Annotated in this window: 19 protein-coding genes; 7 read left to right on the top strand and 12 right to left on the bottom strand. The window is 74.1% G+C overall.

Features of this window, described 5'->3' with window-relative positions; all coding sequences use genetic code 11:
• Positions 1–2: 2 nt before the first annotated feature.
• Positions 3–1,034: a cytochrome d ubiquinol oxidase subunit II gene (cydB, locus tag ACQP04_RS06465; protein WP_433506140.1), complete on the bottom strand. Its 1,032-nt coding sequence runs from the start codon at positions 1,032–1,034 to the stop codon at positions 3–5.
• A gap of 16 nt (positions 1,035–1,050) precedes the next feature.
• Positions 1,051–2,436: a cytochrome ubiquinol oxidase subunit I gene (locus tag ACQP04_RS06460; protein WP_433506139.1), complete on the bottom strand. Its 1,386-nt coding sequence runs from the start codon at positions 2,434–2,436 to the stop codon at positions 1,051–1,053.
• Between the two features lie 234 nt (positions 2,437–2,670).
• Here ACQP04_RS06460 and zwf point away from each other — a divergent pair, with 234 nt between their 5' ends.
• Together zwf and ACQP04_RS06450 are read left to right on the top strand one after the other, a co-directional pair.
• Positions 2,671–4,047, top strand: a complete 1,377-nt coding sequence (zwf, locus tag ACQP04_RS06455) for a glucose-6-phosphate dehydrogenase (protein ID WP_433506138.1) — start codon at positions 2,671–2,673, stop codon at positions 4,045–4,047.
• Positions 4,026–5,420: an NAD(P)/FAD-dependent oxidoreductase gene (locus ACQP04_RS06450; RefSeq protein WP_433506137.1), complete on the top strand. Its 1,395-nt coding sequence runs from the start codon at positions 4,026–4,028 to the stop codon at positions 5,418–5,420. The genes zwf and ACQP04_RS06450 overlap by 22 nt, the downstream gene beginning before the upstream one ends.
• A gap of 184 nt (positions 5,421–5,604) precedes the next feature.
• Here the strand turns inward: ACQP04_RS06450 and cydD are convergent, their stop codons facing one another.
• The 3 genes from cydD to ACQP04_RS06435 all read right to left on the bottom strand — a co-directional run bounded on the left by cydD (position 5,605) and on the right by ACQP04_RS06435 (position 9,829).
• Complete coding sequence (gene cydD, locus ACQP04_RS06445) at positions 5,605–8,961, bottom strand: thiol reductant ABC exporter subunit CydD (RefSeq protein ID WP_433506136.1); 3,357 nt, start codon at positions 8,959–8,961, stop codon at positions 5,605–5,607.
• A gap of 143 nt (positions 8,962–9,104) precedes the next feature.
• Positions 9,105–9,668 carry a PH domain-containing protein gene (locus ACQP04_RS06440; RefSeq protein WP_433506135.1) on the bottom strand — a complete coding sequence of 188 codons (564 nt, stop codon included), beginning with the start codon at positions 9,666–9,668 and terminating at the stop codon, positions 9,105–9,107.
• Positions 9,668–9,829 carry a hypothetical protein gene (locus ACQP04_RS06435; RefSeq protein WP_197040525.1) on the bottom strand — a complete coding sequence of 54 codons (162 nt, stop codon included), beginning with the start codon at positions 9,827–9,829 and terminating at the stop codon, positions 9,668–9,670. Before ACQP04_RS06435 ends, ACQP04_RS06440 begins: the two co-directional genes overlap by 1 nt.
• Before the next feature lie 98 nt (positions 9,830–9,927).
• Between ACQP04_RS06435 and ACQP04_RS06430 the strand changes: the two genes are divergently transcribed.
• A complete protein-coding gene (locus ACQP04_RS06430; protein ID WP_433506134.1) occupies positions 9,928–10,323 on the top strand; it encodes an NUDIX hydrolase in 396 nt (131 codons plus the stop codon).
• Between the two features lie 81 nt (positions 10,324–10,404).
• On the opposite strand, the gene ACQP04_RS06425 is transcribed toward ACQP04_RS06430, so the two are convergent.
• On the bottom strand, positions 10,405–10,908 hold the full coding sequence (locus ACQP04_RS06425) for a MaoC family dehydratase (protein WP_433506133.1): 504 nt from the start codon (positions 10,906–10,908) through the stop codon (positions 10,405–10,407).
• 260 nt (positions 10,909–11,168) lie between these two features.
• Here ACQP04_RS06425 and corA point away from each other — a divergent pair, with 260 nt between their 5' ends.
• On the top strand, positions 11,169–12,275 hold the full coding sequence (gene corA / locus ACQP04_RS06420; protein ID WP_433506132.1) for a magnesium/cobalt transporter CorA: 1,107 nt from the start codon (positions 11,169–11,171) through the stop codon (positions 12,273–12,275).
• Positions 12,276–12,371: 96 nt separating this feature from the next.
• Positions 12,372–13,364 (top strand): DUF5914 domain-containing protein, encoded by a 993-nt coding sequence (locus ACQP04_RS06415; RefSeq protein WP_433506131.1) that lies wholly within the window; start codon positions 12,372–12,374, stop codon positions 13,362–13,364.
• A gap of 3 nt (positions 13,365–13,367) precedes the next feature.
• Here the strand turns inward: ACQP04_RS06415 and ACQP04_RS06410 are convergent, their stop codons facing one another.
• Positions 13,368–15,221, bottom strand: coding sequence for a methyltransferase (locus tag ACQP04_RS06410; RefSeq protein ID WP_433506130.1), 1,854 nt, complete (start codon positions 15,219–15,221; stop codon positions 13,368–13,370).
• A 78-nt stretch (positions 15,222–15,299) separates the two neighbouring features.
• Between ACQP04_RS06410 and ACQP04_RS06405 the strand changes: the two genes are divergently transcribed.
• Together ACQP04_RS06405 and ACQP04_RS06400 are read left to right on the top strand one after the other, a co-directional pair.
• Positions 15,300–15,947: a metallophosphoesterase family protein gene (locus ACQP04_RS06405; protein ID WP_433506129.1), complete on the top strand. Its 648-nt coding sequence runs from the start codon at positions 15,300–15,302 to the stop codon at positions 15,945–15,947.
• A complete protein-coding gene (locus ACQP04_RS06400) occupies positions 15,947–16,786 on the top strand; it encodes a chromosome partitioning protein ParB (protein ID WP_433506128.1) in 840 nt (279 codons plus the stop codon). Before ACQP04_RS06405 ends, ACQP04_RS06400 begins: the two co-directional genes overlap by 1 nt.
• Before the next feature lie 66 nt (positions 16,787–16,852).
• On the opposite strand, the gene ACQP04_RS06395 is transcribed toward ACQP04_RS06400, so the two are convergent.
• The 5 genes from ACQP04_RS06395 to ACQP04_RS06375 are packed head-to-tail and all read right to left on the bottom strand — an operon-like array spanning position 16,853 to position 22,698.
• A complete protein-coding gene (locus tag ACQP04_RS06395) occupies positions 16,853–17,854 on the bottom strand; it encodes a sugar phosphate isomerase/epimerase family protein (RefSeq protein WP_433506127.1) in 1,002 nt (333 codons plus the stop codon).
• A complete protein-coding gene (locus ACQP04_RS06390; RefSeq protein ID WP_433508319.1) occupies positions 17,851–19,005 on the bottom strand; it encodes a Gfo/Idh/MocA family protein in 1,155 nt (384 codons plus the stop codon). Before ACQP04_RS06390 ends, ACQP04_RS06395 begins: the two co-directional genes overlap by 4 nt.
• Positions 19,006–19,025: 20 nt before the next feature.
• Positions 19,026–20,090, bottom strand: a complete 1,065-nt coding sequence (locus ACQP04_RS06385; RefSeq protein WP_433506126.1) for a substrate-binding domain-containing protein — start codon at positions 20,088–20,090, stop codon at positions 19,026–19,028.
• Positions 20,091–20,149: 59 nt separating this feature from the next.
• Positions 20,150–21,187 carry an ABC transporter permease gene (locus tag ACQP04_RS06380; protein ID WP_433506125.1) on the bottom strand — a complete coding sequence of 346 codons (1,038 nt, stop codon included), beginning with the start codon at positions 21,185–21,187 and terminating at the stop codon, positions 20,150–20,152.
• Positions 21,184–22,698, bottom strand: coding sequence for a sugar ABC transporter ATP-binding protein (locus ACQP04_RS06375; protein ID WP_433508318.1), 1,515 nt, complete (start codon positions 22,696–22,698; stop codon positions 21,184–21,186). The genes ACQP04_RS06380 and ACQP04_RS06375 overlap by 4 nt, the downstream gene beginning before the upstream one ends.
• Between the last annotated feature and the right edge of the window lie 8 nt (positions 22,699–22,706).

Below are 22,706 nucleotides of genomic sequence, written 5' to 3'. Positions count from 1 at the left end.
CCCTAACCGGGATCGGCGGACGTCACCGGCGGCGGCTCCGGCGCACGCGCCGGGCCGCGGAGCCGGGCGCGGAACACGTGGTAGGTCCACGCCTGGTAGGCCAGGACGACGGGCAGCAGCACCGCCAGGACCACCGTCATGACCGTCAGCGCGTACGAGGCGGAGGCGGTGCTCGTGGTGGTCAGGTCGTTCGCGGGGCCGAGGCTGGACACCATCACGCGCGGGTACAGCTCGGAGAAGATCGACGTCGTCAGGGCCGCCATGGTCGTGGCCGTGGCGGCGAACGCGAGCCCCTCCCGCCGGACGTGCACGAAGGCGGCCGCCGTGATCGCGGCGAGGATCGCCCCGAACTCGGCCACGGACAGCAGCACCCCGTCGCCGGCGGTGACGCGGGTCCAGGCCGCCCACCCGGTGACGACGACGGCGACCACCGGGGCGAGGGCCCGGGCGATCCCGAGGGCCCGCCGGCGCAGGGCCGCCGTGGTCTTCAGGGCGAGGAACACCGCCCCGTGGACCAGGCACACCAGCACGACCGTCGCTCCGGTCATCAGCGCGTACGCCGGGAACAGGTCCCCGGCCCCGCCCACGAACTCCTGCGCGGAGTCGATCGGGACCCCGGCCAGCAGCCCGCCGAGCAGGATGCCGAGGCCGAGCGGGACCACCAGGCTCCCGCCGGTGAGCGCGCCGCTCCACAGCGCCCGGGCGCGCGTCGACCCCGAGTGGGCGCGGAACTCGAAGGACACCCCCCGCAGGATCAGCGCGACCAGCACGACGACGAGCACCGGGTAGTAGGCCGAGAACATCGTCGCGTACCAGACCGGGAAGGCCGCGAAGGTTCCGGCGGCGGCCAGCACGAGCCACACCTCGTTGCCGTCCCACACCGGCCCGATGCTGCGGATCGCGAGGTCGCGCCCGGCCTCGTCGCGCCCGACGACGCCGTGCAGCATGCCCACCCCGAAGTCGAACCCCTCGAGCAGCAGGAACCCGGTCCACACCACCGCGAGGACGACGAACCAGAACGCGACGAGGGTCACCGGCCCACCTCCCGGGTCAGTAGGTCGGCGCCGGGGCGGGCGCCTCGACCTCGTCGGCGGCCTCCTCGGCCGGGAGCTCCCGGCGGGCGTAGCGCGCCATGAGGATCCAGTCCACGACGCCCAGCACCCCGTAGAGCACGAGGAAGATCAGCAGGCTGGTGAGGATCGCCGCCGCGGTCACCGACGGCGAGTTGGCGTCCGCCGTCTTCTGCAGTCCCTGCACGATCCAGGGCTGGCGGCCGTTCTCGGTCAGGATCCAGCCCGCGGTGTTGACCAGGAACGGCAGCGGCAGGCACCAGATCGCCACCGCGAGGAAGCGGCGCGACTCGACGAGCCGCTTCCGCCGCCACAGCCCCCAGAGCGCGACGACGAGCAGCAGGCTGCCGAGGTAGGCCATCACCCGCATCGCCCAGTACTGGACGAACACGTTGGGCACGTAGTCGCCGGGGCCGTACTGCTGCACGTACTGCGCCTGCAGGTCGTTGAGCCCCACCACCTGCCCGTTCCACGAGTTGGTGGCCAGCAGCGAGAGCAGGTGCGGGACCTGGATGATCTTCGACGGCGTCTGGTCGTTGTTGCCCCCGCCGATCTGGAACAGCGAGAACGAGCACGGTTGGCAGGTCTGCCACTGCGCCTCGGCCGCCGCGATCTTCATGGGCTGGTACTCGCCCTCGGTGACGCCCAGCTCGCTGCCGACGAGCAGGTTGAGCGCCAGGGCCGGGGCCAGCACGGCCAGCGCGACCCGCGCCGCGTGGCCGAACTCCGCGGCGTGCGACTTCCGGCGCAGGTGCCACGCCGCCACGGCCAGCATGACGACCGCCGCCGTGACCAGCGACGCGAGCAGAACGTGCAGCAGGCTGCGCAGGAACACCGGGTTGGTCAGCACGGCGCCGATGCTCGTGAGCTGCGCCCGCTGCGTCACCGGGTTGATCTCGTAGCCGACCGGGTTCTGCATCCACGAGTTCGCGGCCATGATGAACGCGGCCGAGAGCACGCCGCCGACGGCGACGGCCCAGATCGTGGCCAGGTGCACCCGCCGGGACAGCCGCTCCCACCCGAACACCCACAGCCCCAGGAACGTCGACTCCAGGAAGAAGGCCGCCAGCCCCTCCATCGCCAGCGGCGCCCCGAACACGTCGCCGACGAACCGCGAGTAGCCCGACCAGTTCATCCCGAACTGGAACTCCTGCACGAGCCCGGTGACCACGCCGACCGCGACGTTGATCACCAGCAGGACGCCGAAGAACCGCGTGAGCCGCAGGTACTCCGGCTTGTCCGTGCGGTACCAGCAGGTCTGCAGGACCGCGGTCAGCACCGCCAGCCCGATCGTCAGCGGGACGAACAGGAAGTGGTAGATCGTCGTTCCGGCGAACTGCAGGCGCGCGAGGTCGACCACGGACACGCGGCTCACCGTCGGGTCGGCACACCGGACGGGCATCACCCGGCGCGGGCGACCTGAACGCCGTGCTCGCACACGGCGCCGGCGCGCGTGTCCGATTCGTCCGCCGCGCCCGCGGACGTCGACCGGGCCGGCGGGTCCGGCTCATCCGGTGCGAGTGAGGTGGCCGCCGCCCCGCGACCGCACGGTGGCGGGCACCCGCAGGACCTCGCAGACCTCGGCGGACAGGAGCAGGCCATGCCGACGGACCGGGTGGACGCCCTCGTGATCTTCGGCGCGACCGGGGACCTGGCGAAGCTGGAGACCTTCCCGGCGCTCGTCGGGCTGGTGGAGCGGGGCGTCCTCGACGTGCCGGTGATCGGCGTCGCGAAGAGCGGGTGGGACCTGGCGCAGTTCCGGGACTACGCCGCGCAGTCGCTGCGCCGCAACGACCTGGACCCGGACTCGGGCCCCGGCCGGGACATGCTGGGCCTGCTGCGCTACGTCGACGGCGACCTCGGCGACCCGGCGACCTACGAGGCGATGAGCCGGGAGATCGGCGACGGCACGCGGATCCTCTACTACCTGGAGGTGCCGCCGATCCTGTTCGCCCGGATCGCCGAGGGCATCTCCGGGGCCGGGCGGGCCGAGGGCGCCCGGGTGATGGTCGAGAAGCCGTTCGGGACGGACCTGCAGAGCGCGCAGGCCCTGAACGAGACCATGCTGAAGTACTTCCCGGAGGACGCGATCTACCGGGTCGACCACTGGCTGGGCCTCGACCCCCTCAACGACGTGCTGGTCGCGCGCTTCGCCAACTCGATCTTCGAGCCGCTGCTGAACCGCGACCGCGTCGAGAGCATCCAGATCACCATGGCGGAGGCGTTCGACGTCGCCGACCGCGGCCGTTTCTACGACCGCACCGGCGCCACCCGCGACGTCGTCCAGAACCACATGCTGCAGGTCCTGGCCACCGTGGTCGCCGACCCGCCGGACGGCTCCGGCCTGCTGACCTGGGTCGACGCCAAGGCCCGCGTGCTGAAGGCGATCCGCCCGCTCACCCCGGAGAACACCGTCCGCGGCCAGTACGAGGGCTACCGGGAGGTGCCCGGCGTCGACCCGGTGTCGACGACCGAGTCGTACACGGCCATCCGGCTGGAGCTCGACTCGTGGCGCTGGGCGGGCGTCCCGATCCTGATCCGCGCGGGCAAGACGATGCCGGTGACCGCCACCGAGGTGAGCATCCGCTTCCGGCCGGCCCCGCTCGACGTCTTCGACGTGCCCGGCCCGCGCCCGGTCAACGCCCTGCGCTTCCGCATCTGGCCGAACGCCGCGGTCTCGCTGACCCTGGCGGGCAAGAAGCAGGGGATCGAGCGCGTGCCCCAGGAGCAGGAGCTGGTCTTCGCCGAGCACGCGGCGGACGACGCGCGCCCCTACGACCGCCTGATCGACGCGGCCCTGGACGGCAACCGGGTCCTGTTCGCCCGGCAGGACACCGTCGAGGCCGCCTGGCGGGTGGTCGACCCGATCCTCGGCGACGTGGTGCCCCTGCAGCGCTACCAACGCGGCACCTGGGGCCCCAAGGAGGCCGACGACCTGCTGCCCGAGGGGGACTCGTGGCACGACCCCACCGGCTGACCCTCGTCGGCCGCTCCCACGACGGCGCCGTGGGCCCGGTCCCGCACCGCGTCGTGATCGTCGGTGGCGGCTTCGCCGGACTCTTCGCCGCCCGGGCGCTGCGCGACCCCACGATCGCCGTGACGCTCGTCGACCGCGCGCAGCACCACCTGTTCCAGCCGCTGCTCTACCAGGTGGCGACGGGGATCCTGTCCGAGGGCCAGATCGCGGCGCCGCTGCGCGACGTCCTGAAGCGGCACCGCACGGTCGACTGCGTGCTGGCCGACGTCGTCGACGTCGATCCGCAGGCCCGCACCGTCCTCGCGGAGCGGCCCAACGGCGAGCGCCTGACCCTGGCCTACGACGACCTGATCGTCGCCGCGGGCGTCCGGCAGTCCTACTTCGGCCACGACGAGTTCGCCCGGTACGCGCTCGGCATGAAGACCATCGCCGACGCCCTCGCGATCCGGCGCCGGGTCTTCGGCGCGTTCGAGCTGGCCGAGACCGCGGCCGACCCGGACGAGCAACGGCGGTGGCTCACGTTCGCCGTCGTCGGGGCCGGGCCCACGGGCGTCGAGCTGGCCGGCCAGATCCGGGAGCTGGCCACGCGCACGCTGCGCCGGGAGTTCCACCGCATCCGCCCGGAGGACGCCCGGGTGCTGCTGTTCGACGCCGGGAAGGCGCCGCTGGCGTCGTTCGGGCCGGCGCTGTCGGCCAAGGCTGCGGCCGGGCTGCGCGCGCTCGGGGTGGAGCTGCACCTCGGCTCCGTGGTCACCGGCGTGGACGCGCGGGGCCTGGACGTGCGCGACGGCACCGGCGCGACGGAGCGGTACCCTGCGGGGACCGTGCTGTGGGCAGCCGGGGTGGAGGCACCCCCGATCGCGAAGGCGCTCGCCGAGGCGACGGGCGCCCCGCGCGACCGCGCCGGGCGGATCGAGGTCGAGCCGGACCTCACGGTGCCGGGGCACCCGGAGATCTCCGTGATCGGCGACCTGATGAGCCGGGACCACCTGCCGGGCGTCGCGGAGGTCGCGATGCAGGCCGGGATGTACGCGGGCCGCCGCATCCGGCACCGGTCGGCCGGGCGCCCGGTCCGTCCGTTCCGGTACCACGACCTGGGCTCGGCCGCCTACCTCTCGCGCGGCAACGCCGTCGTCTCGGCCGGGCCGCTGAAGTTCGGCGGGCTCGGCGGCTGGCTGGCCTGGCTGGTCCTCCACCTGGCCTTCCTCACCGGGTACCGCAACCGGGTCGGCGCGGTGCTGACCTGGGCGGCCGCCTTCGCCCGCGACGCGCGGCGGGAGCGGACCTTCACCACGCAGGAGATCGAGACGCTGCGGGACGTCTACGACGACGCGGCCGAGCCCGCGGAGCCCGCCAAGGAGGGACGGCCGTGAGCGCGGCCTGATCCCTCGACCGGAAGCCGTACTACACCCGGGGCCGAGCACCGTCACGAGGTCCACGGCCGGCACGGCGACGACCCCACCGAGGGCCCCGCATCGGCGCGGTGAACCCGTCGCTGAGGGCGATGGCCGACGCCCCGCGCGTGGCCGACCACGTCGCCCGAACGGTTGGGGCGACTCACACCGGGCTGCGGCTCCGGCCGAGGTCGAGCCGCGGCACGCCCGGGGTCTGCTCGGGCCGGTGCGTGACGAGCAGGGCGGTCCGGTCGGCCGTGGCCGCGAGGATCTCCGCCGCGAGCGCGGCGCCGGTCGCGGCGTCGAGGTGGGCGGTGGGCTCGTCGAGGACGAGGATCGGCCGGTCGGCGAGCAGCGCGCGGGCCACCCCGAGCCGCTGACGCTCGCCGCCCGACACCGCGCCGCCGTGTGCGCCGACCGCCGTGTCCAGGCCCGCGGGCAGGGCGTCGAACCACGACCCGAGCGCGGCGCGGCGCAGGGCCGCGACCAGGTCGTCGTCGCTCGCCCCGGGTGCGGCGAGGGCGAGGTTGGCGCGCAGCGTGCTGTCGAAGAGGTGCGCCCACGGCCCGCACCAGGCGATCCCGGCCCGCACGTCGTCGGCGTGGAGCGCGCGCACGTCGCGGCCGTCCGCGTGCAGGCTGCCCGAGCTGGGCGGGAGGGTCCGCAGCAGGGCCGCGACGACCGTCGACTTGCCGCTGCCCGACGGGCCGGTGAGCGCGACCCGGCGGCCGCCGCCGAGGTCGAGGTCCACGCCGTGCACGGCCTCGACGGCCGCGCCGGGCCAGCGGACACCGAGCTCACGGGCCTGCAGCGACCGCGGTGCGGGCACCCCCGCCGCGGCCGCGGGCTCGACGACGACCGGCTCCCGTTCCCCGAGGTCCCGCAGCCGGCGCAGGGCCGGGCGGATCGACAGCAGGCGGACGGCGGCCTCCGGGAGCGGGGCGACCACCTCGGCGAACGCGAGCGGGGTCAGGGCGAGCACGGCGATCACCGGGCCGGGCACGGTGCCGGCCGCGAACCCCGAGAGCCCCAGCCCCGCGCACACGACGGCCGTGAGCCCGACGGCCAGGACCGCCAGTGCGGCGCCGGCACCGGTCGCGCCGGCCGCCCGTCGGCGGAGGGCGGCGAGCCGGGCGTCGGCCTCGTCGAGGGCGGCGTGGGCGCGGTCCGCGGCGCCGAGGACGAGCAGGTCGGCGGCGGCGTCGAGCAGCTCGACGGTGCGGGCCGTGACCTCGGCCCGGGCCGCGGCGGTGCGGCGCTCGGTGCGGCGTGCGGCGGTCGCGGCGAGCGCGGGCGCGCCGACCCCGGCGACGAGCAGCCCGGCCGCCAGCACCGCCCCCGCGAGCGGGAGCAGCAGCGCGAAGCCGAGCACGGCGGCACCGCCCACGAGCGCGGCGGCGGTGGCCGGCAGCAGCACGCGGACCAGCAGGTCCTGCGGTGCGTCGGTGTCGGCGACGAGCCGGGTCAGCAGGTCGCCGCGGCGGTGCCGCGCGGTGGCGGCCGGGCCGAGCCGGACGAGGTCGGCCCAGACCCGGACGCGCAGCGCGCTGCCCACCCGGAGCGCGGCGTCGTGCGACACGAGCCGCTCGGCGTACCGGAACACGCCCTTGCCGAGGCCGAACGCGCGCACGCCCACGATCGCGACCATCAGCGTCAGCACCGGCGGCTGCAGGGCCGCGGCCGAGATGAGCCAGGCCGAGGTGGCGGTCAGCGCGACGCCCGAGCCGAGCGCCGCCGCACCGAGCAGCGCGGCCACGACCAGCCGGCCCCGCTGCCCCTTCGCCACGGGCCGCAGCGGCACGGGAGTTCCCGGCCGGGGCGCGTCGTCGGCCGGGGTCGGCTCCGGGCTTCGTGCACCGGGGGTCTGCGTGACCTCCTCCTCCGCGAAGGGCGTGGGCGCGAGCGTGACGACCCGGTCGCACCGGGCCAGCAGCTCGGGCCGGTGGCTGACCAGCACAACGGTCCGACCGGCGGCGATCTCCGCGAGGCCGGCGCCGATCGCCGCCTCCGTGGCCGCGTCGACACCCTCGGTCGGTTCGTCGAGGAGCAGCAGCGGGCGGTCGGCGAGCACGGCACGGGCCAGGGCGACCCGGCGCCGTTGTCCGGTGGACAGGCCGGCGCCGTCCTCCCCGACCCGGGTGTCCGGCGGGACGTCGAGCCGGGCGAGCCCGGCGGCCCGCGCGACCGCATCCGGCCCGGCGCCCGGATCGGCGAGCGCGATGTTCTCCGCGACGGTGCCCGCGAGCAGCACGGGCCGCTGCGGCACCCACGCGACCCGGCGGCGCCGGACGGCCGGGTCGACGTCGGCCAGGTCGGTCCCGCCGACCAGGACCCGGCCGGCGTCCGGCGTACGCAGCCCGGCGAGGAGCTCGACCAGGGTCGTCTTGCCGCAGCCGCTGGGCCCACGCACGCCGACGATCTCGCCGGGGTGCAGGGTCAGGTCGAGCCCGTCGAGGATCGGTGCGGCGCGACCGTCGACCCGTATCCCGTCGAGCACGACCGGACGCGTCGCGGGGTCCGGCGCCGCGGCCGGGCCGGCAGCCGGGACCGGGGTGTCGAGCAGGTCGAGCGCCGCGGAGGCGGCGGCGGTGCCCGCGGCGGCGTCGTGGAAGCGCGCCCCGACCGCCCGCAGCGGCAGGTAGACCTCGGGGGCGAGCAGGAGCACGAGGAGCCCGGTGGCGAGGTCGAGCGAGCCGTCGACCAGCCGGAGCCCGATGGAGACCGCGACCAGCGCCACCGACAGGGTCGCGACGAGCTCCAGGACCAGCGCCGACAGGAACGCCACGCGCAGGGTGCGCATCGTCGCCCGCCGGTAGGCCTCCGTCATCGTGCGCAGCCGACCGGCCTGGTGCCCCGCGCGGCCGAAGGCGACCAGCACGTCGAGCCCCGCGACGAGGTCGAGGAAGTGGTGCCCGAGCACGGCGAGCGTGCGCCAGCGCCGGGCCGTCGAGCGCTGCGTGTGCAGTCCGACGAGCACCGCGAAGAGCGGGATCAGCGGCACCGTCAACCCCACGAGCAGCCCGGACAGCCAGTCGGCGGTGAGGATGCGGACCGCCAGGACGACCGGGACCACGGCCGCGACCAGCAGGGCCGGCAGGTAGCGGCCGAAGTACGCCTCGAGGTCGTCGAGCCCGCGGGCGGTCAGCGTGGCCACCTCGCCGGCCGGGGGCAGGGCGCGGTGCCGCGGCCCGAGCCGGAGCACGTGCCCGACGACCCGGCTGCGCAGCTCCCGCACGACGTCGGCCGACGCCCGGTAGGCCGCCACCTCGCCCGCCCAGGCGAGCCCGGCCCGTCCGACGACGGCCAGGGCGGCGAACCCCAGCAGCGGCAGCAGCGCCGCGAGCCCGGCGCCGCCGAGGAACCCGTCGGCGACGACGGTCGCCAGGAGCTGGGCCTGCACCATCACCAGGAGCGCGGCCGCGACGGCGATGGCGAGGGCGGCCAGCACGAACCGGCGGGCCGCCGCGGCGTGGCGGAGCAGCCGCGGATCGAGGGGGCGCCGGGCGGGATCGGGTGTCATCCGGCCCTCCGATCCCGGCTGCGCTCACGTCCGGTGATCACCCTCCCGGGCGGCGGCGGGGCGTCGCGAGGGCACAGGGGCGGTCCGGGACGGGACCGATGCGGGCCGGGACAGGGACGAAGGTCCCGGCCCGGCGACGGGTCTCAGCGCCGCCAGCGGTTGCGGGCGAGCATGCCGGTGGCCCGGGTCTTGCCCTTCTCGCCGAACACCAGCTCGGAGAGCGCCTCGTAGATCTCCTCCGGCCGCGGCATGTAGTCGATCCGGTTCAGCGCCTGGATCTGACCGGCGGACTCCACGATCAGCGTGCCGTAGCCGAGCATGCGGCCGCCGATGCTGCGCTCGAAGGTCAGGTCCGTGACCTTGCCCAGCGGCATCATGCCCACGCTGTGCGTGATGATGCCCTGCGCGAGCATCACGCGCTTGTCCGTGATCACGATGCGTTCGATCCACCAGAGGATCGAGTTCACCGTGAAGCGCAGCACCGCGACCAGCGCCAGGTAGAAGGTCAGGTTGTCGACGAGCGCCTCGCCGAAGCCGCCGGCCTCGCCGACCCGCCCCTGCAGCAGCCGGTCGATCGCGATCATCGCGATGAGGAACAGCCCGGTCTGCGTGATGTGCGGGATCATGACGGCCCAGTGCTGCCGCACCCGGATGACCCGCCGCTCCGTGGGGAGCAGGTACTCGTCGATCTCCCGGGGCGCGAGCATCAGGGTGCCAGGCTGGAGAGGAAGCTCGTGATGTTCGTGCCGACGCCGTAGAGCCAGTTGCCGATGCCGTTGACGGCGCCCGAGGCGCCGCTGGGGTTCGTCACGATGAAGAACACAACCAGGGCGATGACGATCAGCCCGGTCAGCTTCTTGACGTTCACACGACCACCGTTCCGGCAGGAGGAGCTGGCAAGATCAGAAAATACCGACATCCCCGGCGTGAGGATACGGCCACGCGGGGAGCGTACCGTTTCGGCCGATGACCGAGGGTAGCCGACACGTCCCCTGCGTGGGGGCAATCCTGCACGACACGGCCGGCAGGTTACTGCTGATCAAACGGGGGACGGAGCCCGGGCGAGGGCTCTGGTCGCTCCCCGGCGGGCACGTCGAGCCGGGCGAGGACGACGCCGCCGCGCTCGTCCGCGAGATGGCCGAGGAGACGGGGCTGGCGGTGTCGGCGGGGCCGCACGTCGGCACCGTTCTCGTAGGGCCGTACCGGATCGCGGACTACCGCTGCACGCTCGTCGGGGGCACGCTCGTCGCCGGCGACGACGCCACCGACGCCCGCTGGGTCGACGCCGCCGAGTTCGCCGCGCTCCCCCTGGTCGACGGTCTCGCCGAGACCCTCGCGGGCTGGGCGGTCCTGCCGCGCTGAGCCTCCCCGAACGGACGAACGGCACTCTCGCTCAGATCTGCTGAGCGAGAGTGCCGTTCGTCTCAGATCGACTCGGCCGGCTCAGGAGGCCGGGACCGGGCGGCCCGGCTGCTCGCCGCCGCGGGAGTCGCCGTAGCTGCGCTTGGGGACCATCACCTTGCGCCGGAAGGTGCACACGACGGTGCCGTCCTGCTTGTAGCCGCGGGTCTCCACGTAGACCACGCCGCGGTCGTCCTTCGACTTCGACTCGGTCTTGTCCAGGACCTCGGTCTCGCCGTAGATCGTGTCCCCGTGGAAGGTCGGCCTGGTGTGCTTCAGCGACTCGACCTCGAGGTTCGCGATCGCCTTGCCCGACACGTCCGGCACGGACATGCCCAGCAGCAGCGAGTAGATGTAGTTCCCGACGACGACGTTGCGCTTGAAGTCCGTCGTCTCCTCCGCGTAGTTCGCGTCCATGTGGAGGGGGTGGTGGTTCATCGTCAGGAGGCAGAAGAGGTGGTCGTCGTACTCGGTGACCGTCTTCCCGGGCCAGTGCTTGTACACCGCCCCGACCTCGAACTCCTCGTAGTAACGGCCGAACTGCAACGTTCTCGCCTCCATCGCCGACAATCCGTACGGCCGGGTAATCTAGCCGGTGGCCCGCTTCCTGAGAGGCGCGGCGCGATCACGGTCACGCACGGGGACCGGCGAGTGGCGGAGGAGGTGACGCGCGATGGATCCGGCGCCAGGCAGCAGTACCGAGCGCGTCCCCGCCGCTCCCGTCGTGGGCTGAGTCACGCCCTGCGGCGTCCGGCGAGACGTGCCTTCCCCGCGTCCCCGCCCGTTCTCGCCGCAGGAGGTGCGCCGTGCCGCCCCTGTCCTCCCTCCGCCCCGCCATCAAGGCGGCCGGCTCGCGTGCCCGCCTGGGTCGCAACGCCCACACCAGCGTGCTGCCGCGGCTGCGCGTACCCGTCTCGGCCTACGTGGTCGACTGCGGCGTGTACGTCGACGGCGAGCGGCTGCCGGGCCGCTGGACGCACGACGCGGCGATCGACGAGGTCCGCGAGCGCGGCGAGGGCTTCGTCTGGATCGGGCTGCACGAGCCCACCGAGGACCAGATCACCGGCATCGCCGAGACCTACGGCCTGCACGAGCTCGCCGTCGAGGACGCGGTGCACGCGCACAACCGGCCCAAGCTCGAGCGCTACGACGACACGCTGTTCATGGTGCTCAAGACCGTGAGCTACGTGGGGCACGTCGAGCCGACCACCAGCAACGAGATCGTCGAGACGGGCGAGGTGCAGGCCTTCGTCGGCCGGGACTTCGTGGTCACGGTCCGGCACGGCAAGCACACCGGCCTCGCGGCGGTGCGGCGCAAGCTGGAGGAGGACGCCGAGCAGCTCGCCCTCGGCCCGGCGGCGGTGCTGCACGCCATCGCCGACCACGTCGTCGACACCTACCTCGAGGTCACCGAGGCGATCGAGGACGACATCGACGAGCTCGAGGCCGAGGTCTTCGCCCCGCGCACCACGATGGACCCCGAGCAGATCTACGTGATGAAGCGCGAGATCCTCGAGCTGCGCCGCGCCGTCACCCCGCTGCTCAAGCCGCTGCACAAGATCACCGAGGGGTACAGCTCGCTCATCCCGCACGACGTCCGCAGCTACTTCCGGGACGTCGAGGACCACCTGTCCGGGGTCGCCGAGCGCGTCGCGGGCTTCAACGAGCTGCTCACCACGCTGGTCGACGCCGTGCTGGCCAAGGTGTCCATGCGGCAGAACTCCGACATGCGCAAGATCACCGCGTACGCCGCGCTGATCACCGTGCCCACGATGGTCGCCGGCATCTACGGGATGAACTTCGACTACATGCCCGAGCTGCACTGGCAGTTCGGCTACCCCCTCGTGATCATGATCATCGTGCTGGCCTGCGGGCTGCTCTACCGCAACTTCCGCAAGAACAACTGGCTCTAGCCGCTGTGAGCGGTGATGGTCGCCCCAGCGGCTGTCGCCGCTCACGACGTGGAGGTTCGACTCGCGGATCGGCCGGACCTGGCTAGCCTTCGACCCGTGCCGAAGCGCCGCCCCGTCACCCCCCTCCGCCTGCTGCGCACTCCCCCGTGGGCGGAGCAGGAGCCGTCCTGGCGGGGGGCCAGCCCCGCGCTGATCCGCGCCGCGACCGAGCGGGCGGCCGCGCGGCCGTCGGGCGGCTGGGTGGTGCTCGCCGCCAGCCGGGAGGTGCGCCCCGGGAAGGCGTTCGGGCGGACCGTGGCCGGTCGTGAGCTCGTGGCCTGGCGCGACGACGCGGGTGCGCTGCACGTCGGGCCCGGTGCCTGTCCGCACCTCGGTGCCGCGCTCTGTGACGCCCCGGTCCACGACGGGCAGCTGATCTGCCGGTGGCACGGGCTCGCCCTGGGTGCCGGCGGGCGACCGGGCTGGTCGCCGCTGCCCGCGCACGACGACGGCGTGCTGGCCTGGGTCCGGCTCGACGACCTGCTGGCTCCCGGCGAGGGCCCCACCGAGGCGCCCGTGCTGGGACCGCGACCGCCGGCGGAGGGGTCGTTCGCCGCCGTCGCGACGGTGATCGGGCGGTGCGAGCCGCAGGACGTGGTCGCCAACCGGCTCGACCCGTGGCACGGCGCCTGGTTCCACCCGTACTCGTTCGCGTCGCTGCGGGTGCTCGACGCCCCCTCCCCCGGGGTCACCGAGGCCGAGGACCGGTTCCTCGTGGAGGTCAGCTTCCGGGTCGCCGGGCGGATCGGGGTGCCGGTGCACGCCGCGTTCAGCTGCCCCGAGCCGCGCACGGTCACGATGGAGATCGTCGACGGCGAGGGCACCGGCAGCGTGGTCGAGACGCACGCGACGCCGCTCGGCCCCGGCCCCGACGGTGCGCCCCGCACGGCGGTGATCGAGGCGGTCGTGGCGTACTCGGACCGGGGCGGGTTCGCGCAGGTCGCGAAGGTGGGCGGGGCGCTGCGGCCGCTGGTCCGCGCCACCGCCGCCCGGCTGTGGAAGGACGACATCGCCTACGCGGAGCGGCGGTACACGGTCCGGACGCGGTAGGCGCTACTCGCGCTGCTCGGCTCCGACCCCGGAGTCGGCCACGGCGGCGTCCTCCGGGTCGCCCTCGGCAGCGTCCTTCGGGTCGTCCCCGCGCGTGGCCTCCCGCTCGGCCCGGCGCAGCCAGGGCGAGCCGGGCGGCTCGGCCTGGGCGGCGCCGCGGCGCGACCCGCGGAAGAGGTTGCGGACACGGCGGGTCGCCGGAGCGCGCGGCGCCTCCTCCCTGGGCTCCGGCTCCTCCCTGGGCTCCGACTCCTCCCTGGGCTCCGACTCCTCCCTGGGCTCCGGCACCTCCCTGGGCTCCGACTCCTCCCTGGGCTCCGACTCCTCCCTGGGCTCCGGCACCTCCCTGGGCTCCGGGTCCTGCCTGGGCTCCGGGTCCTGCCCGGCGAGCTCGTCGGTGTCGACGCGCTCGGTGGGCTCCCCAGGAGCGGCGGCCTCGGCGAGCTCCGTGCGCTCGGTGGACTCGGTGGATTCGGCCGGCTCGACGGGCCGGCCCGCGTCGGCGTCCTCGGCGAGGGTGGGGGCGTCGACCTCCCCGGTCCGCGCGACCGCGTTCGCCTCGACGGGCGGCGCCGGAGCCTCCCGCTCCACCGCCTCCGTCGGCTCCTCGCGCGGCGACTGCCGGCGGTGCTGTTCGGTCCCCTCGCCCTCCGCGCGGCCGGGCCGCTGCCCCGCCCCCTCGACCACCGGCACCCCCACGGGCGGGGTCTCGGCGTCCGCGTCGGCGTGGGTGAACAGCACCGTCTCGTCCGGGTCGTCGAGGTACTGCGTGCCGTCGAGGTCGTGGTTGTCCTCGAACTCGTCCATGTCCGCGTACGAGGTGGGGCCGTCGTCGTCGGTGTCGATGGAGTCGAGGTCGGAGTCGGGGTCGGTGTCCCCGTCCCGCGCCGCGTAGCCGGCCTCGTCCTCCTCCTCGTCGAGGTCGAAGACGTCGCCCCGGTCGTCGGCGAGCTCCGCCCGCCCCGACACCGGCCCCCACTCGGGCCGTTCCGACGGGCTCGGCCGCGGCGCCGGGACCGGCGCCGACGCGGCGGGCGGGGTGTCGGTGCCGCGGTCCGCCCACGAGTCGGCACCGGTGTCCGCGGTGTCGAGGTCGTCGAGCGGTTCGTCGGGCTCGTCCTCCGGCTTGCGCCCGAGGAACGTGTAGAGGATGTGCTCCTGCCAGCCGCCGACCGTCTGGACCCGGACGTCCGTGAACCCGGCGACCTCGAGTCGCTCCTTGAACATCGACGGGGAGTCGAACCGGAGCACCGAATGCCACAGGTACGACGCCATCCCCGGCACCCGCCCGCGCATCCGGATCCGCGGCAGGTAGTCCAGCCAGCACGCCGCGGTCCAGCGCGTCCGGGCCGCGCGGTCGCCGCGCACCGAGTACTCGTGCACCGCCAGCGGCGCCCCCGGCTTGAGCAGCTCCAGCAGGTAGTCGAGGGTGTCGTCGAGGTTGCGCTGGTGGCGCATCTGGAACACGACGAGGATCCCGTCGAACCGCGGCTCGATGCCCTCGGCGCGCAGGGCGTCGTCGAGCGTGCCGAGGGTGCCGTGCAGGAACCGGTAGTCCGGTGCCCAGTCCAGCCGCCGCGCGGTGCCGACGAGCTCCGCGGACTCGTCGACGGCCACGACCTTCCATCCCGGCGCCTCGTCGACGACCCCCTGCACCGGCGCCCCGCTGCCGCAGCCCAGGACCAGCAGCGTGCGCTTGCGCCCGCTCAGGCCCATCCGGTGGATCGTGGTCCGCAGCTGCGCGCGGTGGGCGTCGCTGTTGCGGACGATCCGGTCGAAGGCCCGGGCGGGCTGGTCCAGGGCGGTGTCGGCCCCCGGCAGGACGGTCTCCGGCGCGCTGGTGTCCGTTCCGCTCACCCGCACGATCCTGGCCCATCCGGGGCCGCCACCCAAGGGGACGCGCGCCGGGACGGGAACGAATAGGCTGGTCGGGCGATGGTGCGAACCCTGGCGGTGGCCGACGAGGAGATCCCCGGACTGCGTTGCGGCGCGGCCCGGCGCGGCGCCGTCGACCTCGTGCTGGCCGCGGGCGACCTGCCCTTCGACTACCTGGCGGCGATCGCGGACGACGTGGACCGGCCCGCCGTGATGGTCCCCGGCAACCACGACCGCGACCTGAGCGGCTTCCGCCAGCGCCGCGGGCTGTGGACCAGCGCCGGGCACCCCTGCGAGTGGCCCGGCCCGGCCGGGTTCGAGAACGCCGACGGCCGCATCGTCGACGCCGGCGGGCTGCGGATCGCCGGGCTCGGCGGCTGCCTGCGCTACCGGCCCGGCCCCAACCAGTGGACCGAGGCCGAGCAGACGCGGCGGGCGAAGCGGCTCGTCCGGCTGGCGAAGCGGGCCCGGCGCAAGGACGGCAGGGGGGTCGACGTGCTGCTCACGCACGCCCCGCCCCGGCACTGCGGCGACCGCGAGGACGGCCCGCACCGCGGCTTCGTCTGCCTGCACGGGGTGGTCGCGCAGCTGCAGCCGCGGTTCCTGGTGCACGGTCACATCCACCCCTACGGTGAGCCCGTACCGGACCGGATGCTCGGCACCACCCGGGTCGTCAACGTCGTCGGCAGGAAGGTGCTGGACCTCTAGTGGAGACGGGTTTCCCGCAGGCCGACGCGGAGCACGACTTCCTCCGCCAGCGCCGCCGGCAGGTGCTCTCGCGTCTGGTGGCGTGGCTGCGCCACGAACCCGACGACGTCTCGGAGATCCTCCCGTTCGACGAGGTCGTGGCCGCCCTGGGCCGCACGGGCGAGCGTCGCCTGCCGGGCATCCACATCGTGGAGCTGGACACGATCGTCGGCAGCGTGGACCGCACCACGGACTTCGACCGCTGGTTCCGGCCGCGCAGCCGGCACAGCCGGGAACGCTGGGAGCGGCTGGCCCGGGCGCAGCGGCGCGGCGAGACGATCCCGCCCGTGGACCTGTACCGGGTGGGCGGGCTGCACTTCGTCCGGGACGGGCACCACCGGGTCTCGGTCGCCCACGCCCTGGGCCTGCGCACGATCGACGCCCTGATCACCGAGGTCACCACGAAGATCGACCCGAACGGCATCGTGCACCGCGGCGACCTCATCACGAAGGACCTGCGGCGGGTCTTCCTCGACCGGGTCCCGCTCGGCCGCACCCAGCTGGCCACGATCGAGGTCGCCGACGCCTGGAACTACGCGGAGCTGTCCGAGACCGTCGAGGCGTGGGGCTTCCGGCTGATGCAGAGCGAGGGCCGCTACCTCGACCGCGAGACCGTCGCCCGCCGCTGGTGGGCCGAGGAGTACCGCCCGGTGGTGCGGCTGCTCGCCCAGGCCGCGCTGATCGGCGACCGCACCGAGACGGACGCCTACCTGCACCTCGCCTGCCAGCGCTACCGCCTGCTGCGCACCCACCGCTGGGACGACGACGTGGTCGAGCGGCTGCGCGCGGACCCCGGCTGACCCGTGCGCGGCAACTGCCCCTAGCGGGGCAGTTGCCACTCACGACCCCTGCTGAGCTGCGAAACCTCAGTTGCCGCCGAAGGCCGAGTCGAACGCCGCCCCGGGTGGGTCGAACAGGTTGCGCCGCACGAACGCCAGCGCGTCCGGCGCCCCGATCAGCCGGTCCATGCCGGCGTCCTCCCACTCGATCGACACGGGCCCGTCGTAGCCGATCGTGTTGAGCATCCGGAAGCACGCCTCCCACGGGACGTCGCCGTGCCCGGTGGACACGAAGTCCCACCCGCGCCGCGGGTCCGCCCACGGCAGGTGCGAGCCCATCCGGCCGTTGCGCCCGTTGCCGACCTGGCGCTTCGCGTCCTTGCAATCGACGTGGTAGATCCGGTCCCGGAAGTCCCACAGGAACCCGGCCGGGTCGAGGTCCTGCCACACGAAGTGGCTCGGGTCCCAGTTGAGCCCGAACGCCTCCCGGTGCCCGACGGCCTCGAGCGCCGCGACCGTCGTCCAGTAGTCGTAGGCGATCTCCGACGGGTGCACCTCGTGCGCGAACCGCACGCCCACCTCGTCGAACACGTCGAGGATCGGGTTCCAGCGGTCGGCGAAGTCCCGGTAGCCCGCGTCCACCATCGACTGCGGCACGGGCGGGAACATCGCGACCGTCTTCCAGATGGCGGAGCCGGTGAACCCGACGACCGTGCGCACCCCGAGCTTCGCCGCCGCCCGGGCGGTCACCTGCATCGCCTCCGCCGCCCGCTGCCGCACCCCCTCGGGCTCGCCGTCGCCCCACACCCGCGCGGGCACGATCCCCTTGTGCCGCTCGTCGATCGGGTCGTCGCAGACCGCCTGGCCGGTGAGGTGGTTGGAGATCGCGTACACCCGCAGCCCGTGCTTCTCCAGGATGTCGAGCCGCTCCTGCACGTACCGGTCGTCCTCGACGGCCGCCCACGGGTCGAAGTGGTCGCCCCAGCAGGCGATCTCCAGCCCGTCGTAGCCCCACTCACCCGCCAGCCGCGCCACCTCGACGAAGGGCAGGTCGGCCCACTGCCCGGTGAACAGCGTGACCGGTCTCATGACGCGTCCCCCTCGATCGTCTCCCAGCAGCTGCCCCCGGCCGCGGACCGTTCGACCGCGTCGAGCACCAGCTGCACCTGCAGCCCGTCGGCGAACGACGGCGTCGGGTCGGTCCCCGCCGCCAGGTCGCGCACCAGGTCCGCCACCTCGTGCACGAAGGTGTGCTCGTAGCCGAGCCCGTGCCCCGGCGGCCACCACGCCTCCATGTACGGGTGGGTCGGCTCGGTGACGTGGATGCGCCGGAAGCCGGCGGTGTCGGGCGCCTCGCTGCCGTCGTGGAACCAGAGCTCGTTCATCGCCTCGAAGTCGAACGCCAGCGAGCCCGACCCGCCGTTGATCTCCAGCCGCAGGCCGTTCTTGCGCCCGGTCGCGAAGCGCGTGGCCTCGAACGAGGCGACCGCGCCGCCGGCGAAGCGGCCGAGGAAGAGGGCCGCGTCGTCGACGGTCACCGGCCCACGCTCGGCACCGCCGGCCCCGGACAGGCCGCCGGACACGGTCGCCAGCGGCCGGTCCTTCACGAACGTCTCGGTGAGCGCGGAGACGCCGGTGAGCCGGTCGCCCACGACGTACTGCGCGAGGTCCACGATGTGCGCGCCGATGTCGCCGAGCGCCCCCGAGCCGGCCTTGTCCCGCTGCAGCCGCCAGACCAGCGGGAACTCCGGGTCGACGATCCAGTCCTGCAGGTACACCGCGCGCACGTGCCGCACCGGGCCGATCCGGCCCTGCTCCACCAGCCGCCGGGCCAGCGCGATCGCCGGCACCCGGCGGTAGTTGAACCCGACCATCGAGCGCACCCCTCGGGCCCGCGCCCGCTCCGCCGCCGCGACCATGGCGCGCGCCTCGTCGACGGTGTTGGCCAACGGCTTCTCACACAGCACGTGCTTGCCGGCGTCGAGTGCCGCGATCGCGATCTCCGCGTGCGTGTCGCCGGGCGTGCAGACGTCGACGAGCGCGACGTCGTCCCGGGTCAGCAGCTGCTTCCAGTCGGTCTCGACGGACCGCCAGCCGAGCTTCGCCGCGGCCGCCCGGGCCGCTGCGGGGTCGCGACCGCACAGGACCGCCATGTCGGGGGCGAGCGGCAGGTCGAACACGTGCGCCGCCGAGCGCCACGCCTGCGAGTGCGCCGCACCCATGAAGGCGTAGCCGATCATGCCGACGCCGAGCGGAGGGGTCACGACTCGAAGCCCAGCGGCAGGTAGTCGGCCACGTTCTCCTTGGTGATGGTCGCCGAAGCCAGTGTGATCGACGTCGGGACCTCCTTCTCCACCAGGTCGCTCATGCCGCGGTTCTGCGCGACGAGCCGGGCCAGCGCGATGGCCGACGACGCCATGGTCGGGCTGTAGGTCACCGTCGCCTTGAGCACGGTGTTGTCGGCCTGGATGTCCCGCATCGCGTTGGCCGAGCCGGCGCCGCCGACCATGAAGAACTCGTTGCGCCCCGCCTGGTTGATGGCGGCGAGCACGCCGATGCCCTGGTCGTCGTCGTGGTTCCAGAGGGCGTCGAGCGTCGGTGCGGCCTGCAGCAGGTTCGCCGTGACCCGCTGCCCGCCCTGCGCGGTGAAGTCCGCGGCCTGCCGCGGGCCGACCGCGTAGCCGTAGGAGGCCAGGGCGTCGGAGAAACCCTTGCTGCGTTCCTGGGTCAGCGGGAGGTTGTCGATGCCCGCGACCTCGCCGATGACCGGGTTCGCGACGTTCGCGGCGCGGAGCCGCTCGCCGATGTAGGTCCCGGCGCTGACGCCCATGCCGTAGTTGTCGCCGCCGATCCACGTCCGGTAGGCCAGCGGCGAGTCGAAGATGCGGTCGAGGTTGATGACCGGGATGTCGGCGTCCATCGCGCGGCGCCCGAGGCTGGTGAGCTGGCTGCCGTCGTTGGGCAGGATGACCAGCGCGTCGACCTTCTGGTTGATCAGCGTCTCCACGGCGGCGATCTGCTGGGCGACGTCGTTGGTCGGGTTGACGGGCGCGAAGGTCACGTCGGGGTACTGCTCGGCCTGCGCCTTCGCGTTGTTCGCGATGGCCGCGATCCAGCCGTGGTCGGCCGCGGGCGCGGAGAACCCGATGGTGACCGGGGCGCCCGGCGTGGCGTTGTCGCCGCCGGCCGCGGCGACGTTGGCACCGGACCCGCTCGACGGGGCCTCGTTGCTCGTGCACGCCGCCACCGTGGCGACCGTGCCGACGCCGAGCGCCGCGAGGAAGCCGCGGCGGCCGAGGCCCCCGGGCAGCAGGGAATCGGTCATGGCTCTCGCGCTCCTTTGCGGGACAGCGGGTCGGTCGGTCGGGCGGGTCGGGTGGGCGGTCAGGTGGTGGACGAGCGCCGGGCGCGGGCCTGGATGAGCACCGCGACGACGATGATCGCGCCCTTGGCGATGTTCTGGACCTCGATGGCCAGGTTGTTCAGCACGAACAGGTTGGTGATCACGGTGAACACGAGAACGCCGAGGATGGAGCCGATCAGCGTCCCTCGGCCGCCGGTGAGCAGCGTGCCGCCGATGATCACCGCGGCGATGGCGTCGAGCTCGTAGAGCGTGCCGTGGGTGCTCGAGCCGGTCGTGGTGAGCGAGGCGATCATGATGGCCGCGATGCCGCAGCACAGCCCCGACACGACGTAGAGCAGGACGGTGTGCCGCCGCACGTCCACGCCCGCCAGCCGCGCCGCCTCGGGGTTGCCGCCGATCGCGAAGGTCCGGCGGCCGAAGGTGGTGCGGTTCAGCACGACCCAGCCGACGACGATGACCACGGCGAAGATGTAGACGAGCAGCGGGATGCCGAGGATCCGGGTGCTCGCGATGGCCGCGATCACGGGGTCCGTGACGATCTGGCTGCGCCGCCCGGAGATCAGCTCCGCCAGGCCCTGCGCGGAGATCAGCATGGCCAGTGTGGCGATGAACGGGACGATCCGGCCGTACGCGATCAGCACGCCGTTGATCAGTCCCGCGCCGACCCCCACCGCCAGCGCGCAGAAGATCATCACGAGCGCGCCGAACGACTGCGTGGCCACCGTCGTGGCCCACACCGACGCCAGCGCCATCACCTTGCCGACGGACAGGTCGATGCCGCCGCCGATGATCACGAACGTGACCCCGACGGTCAGGACCCCGATGATCGACGCCGAGGTCAGCACGGTGAGCAGGTTCGACGCCGTCGGGAAGGTCCGAGGCGCCGTGACCACGCCGACCACCGCGAGCAGCACCAGCACGGCGACGAGACCCATGTTGCGCCCGACACCGCCCTCGAACAGCAGCCGCACCACGCGGGAGGGTTCCGGCCGTGCCGGCGGGTGGGCCTCCGGTGCCTCCGGCGCCCGCGCCTCGGAGGTCGCGTTCGGCTCGTTCACGATCCCGCCCCCGCGGTCGGCCGTCCGTCGACGGTCATGTCCGCTCCTTCCATCACCAGGTCGAGCACGCGGTGCTCGTCGAGCTCGGCGGCCGGGCCCGCGTGCACGATCCGGCCCTCCCGCACGACGAGCACCCGGTCGGCCAGCCCGAGCACCTCGGGCACCTCGCTGGAGACCAGCACCACCGCGACGCCCTCGCCCGCGAGCCGGCGGACCAGCGCGTAGATCTCGCTGCGGGCGCCGACGTCGACGCCGCGGGTGGGCTCGTCGAGCAGCAGGACGGTGCAGCCGTGCAGCAGCCAGCGGGCCAGGACGACCTTCTGCTGGTTGCCGCCCGAGAGCGTGCGGGCGGGCCGGCGCGGATCGGCGGGCCGGACGTCGAGCTGTGCGGTGACCACGCCGGCGTCGGCCAGCTCGGCCTCGCCGCCGAGGAACCCGCCGCGCGCGAAGCGCCGCAGCGCCGGGAGGGAGACGTTGCGCATCACCGGCTCGTCGAGCAGCAGCGCCTGGGTCTTGCGTTCCTCCGGGCAGAGTCCGAGCCCCGCCCGCACCGCGGCGGGCACGGACCCGCGGGGCAGCGCACGGCCGCGCACCCGGACCTCGCCGGTGTCCGGGCGGCGGGCACCGTAGATCGTCTCGAGGATCTCCGAGCGGCCGGAGCCGACCAGGCCGGCGAGGCCCACCACCTCGCCCGCCCGCACGGTGAACGAGACACCGGTGAACTCGGTCCCGCGCCCCAGGCCGTCGACCTCGAGGACGACCTCGCCGACCTCGCCCGTCGACGGGGGGAACACGTACTCGAGCGAGCGGCCGGTCATCAGCCGGATGACGTCCGCGGTCGGGGTGGTCCGGGCCGGCAGGTTGCGGGCGACCGTCCGGCCGTCCTTGAGCACGGTCACGCGGTCGCCGATCTCGCGGATCTCCTCGAGCCGGTGCGAGATGTAGACGACGGCGACGCCGTCCGCGGTGAGCTCGCGGATCACGCGGAAGAGGTTGCGCACCTCCTCCGGGTCGAGCACCGCCGAGGGCTCGTCCATGACGATCAGGCGGGCGTCGCGGGCCAGCGCGCGGGCCATGCTGACGATCTGCTGGCCGGCGGCGGACAGGTCGCCCAGCTCGCGGCCCGGCGGGATCTCGGGGTGGCCGAGCCTCGTCAGCAGCCGGCGGGCGATCTTCTCGGCGTCCTTCGGGCGGGTGAAGCCCAGCCGGGCGGGCTCGTGGCCGAGCACGACGTTCTCCGCGACCGACAGCCCGGGCACGAGGTCGAGCTCCTGGTGGATGGTGGCGATGCCCGCGGCGTCGGCGGCGTGCGGCGAGCCGAAGGTGACCGTGTCGCCGTCCCAGGTGATCGCGCCGGCGTCGGGGCGGTGGGCGCCCGCCAGCACCTTGATCAGCGTCGACTTGCCGGCCCCGTTCTGCCCGAGCAGGCAGTGGACCTCGCCGGCGGCGACGTCGAGGTCGACGCCGTCGAGCGCGCGCACGCCGGGGAAGGTCTTCACGATCCCGCGCATCGTCAGCA

The organism is Pseudonocardia halophobica (genome assembly GCF_050948485.1).
In the GTDB taxonomy this organism is placed as follows: domain Bacteria; phylum Actinomycetota; class Actinomycetes; order Mycobacteriales; family Pseudonocardiaceae; genus Pseudonocardia; species Pseudonocardia halophobica.
Note: the sequence above shows the minus strand (reverse complement) of the source record. Positions and strands in the feature narration are given on the sequence as shown.